1 protein-coding gene is annotated in these 1,164 nt (G+C 35.2%); it reads left to right on the top strand.

Annotated elements, in window-relative coordinates; genetic code table 11:
• Nucleotides 1-165: 165 nt before the first annotated feature.
• Nucleotides 166-1,164, top strand: a 999-nt coding sequence (locus tag NE054_RS08300; protein ID WP_297890522.1) for a DNA gyrase subunit A, incomplete at its 3' end; no start/stop codon positions are given.

Below are 1,164 nucleotides of genomic sequence, written 5' to 3'. Positions count from 1 at the left end.
TTTAAATTCTATTAACTTAGATGGTTAATAGACACTAACTTATTGATATATACTTAAAATTTTTTGATTAAAATATGAAATAATAATTTCAAAATGAAATATCATTAGTGATACACCAAAATGGTATAATATTTAAATCAAGTACTAAATCTGTAAGGAGTATCAATGGAAGACATTAAAAAAGTCCCTAGTGAAGAAGAAGTTAAAAGTGCTTACATAGATTATGCGATGTCCGTTATTGCAGGTAGGGCTATTCCGGATGTAAGAGATGGTCTAAAACCGGTTCAAAGAAGAATTTTATACGCCATGTACGATTTAGGACTTCTTCCTAATAAACCTTATAAAAAATCCGCAAGAATAGTAGGAGAAACATTAGGTAAATTTCATCCCCATGGTGATACTTCCGTTTACGATGCATTAGTTAGAATGGCTCAAGATTTTACAATGAGATATCCACTTATAGACGGACAAGGAAACTTTGGTTCAATAGACGGTGACCCCCAGGCGGCTATGAGGTACACGGAGGCAAGGCTTACAAAACTTGCCGTTGAGATGCTTGAAGATATAGAAAAAAACACGGTTGATATGATGCCAAACTTTGATGCATCCTTAGAGGAACCTACGGTTTTACCGTCTAAATTTCCAAACCTTATATGTAATGGAACATCCGGAATAGCGGTCGGTCTTGCAACAAGTATTCCTCCTCATAACTTTACAGAAGTGGCAGAGGCATTAAAATACTTAGCCCAATTTCCGGATGCTACAGTCGAAGAGTTGTGCCAATTTATCAAAGGTCCTGATTTTCCTACAGGAGGAATAATCACCAACACCCATCAAGAGATTGTAGATATATACAAAACAGCAAGAGGCTCTGTAACCATAAAAGGAAAAGCACGAATAGAAAAACTTCCTGGTAACAGACAAAGAATAGTGATTTATGAAATACCTTATCAAGTAAATAAAGTTGAACTAATCAAAAAAATAGCTGAACTTGTTAGAACCGGAAAAGAAAAAGGAATTTCAGACCTTAGAGACGAATCGGACAGAACCGGAATAAGAATCGTAATAGAGTTAAAAAGAGATGCAAATCCGGAGAAAGTCCTTAAAAAACTTTACAAAAGTACACCCCTTGAAAAAAACTTCCCTGTAAATCTCACGGTGTTA

The organism is Sulfurihydrogenibium sp. (genome assembly GCF_027448985.1).
In the GTDB taxonomy this organism is placed as follows: Bacteria; Aquificota; Aquificia; order Aquificales; family Hydrogenothermaceae; genus Sulfurihydrogenibium.
The sequence above is the reverse complement of the archived record's forward strand: the minus strand, read 5'-3'. Positions and strand labels throughout refer to the sequence as shown.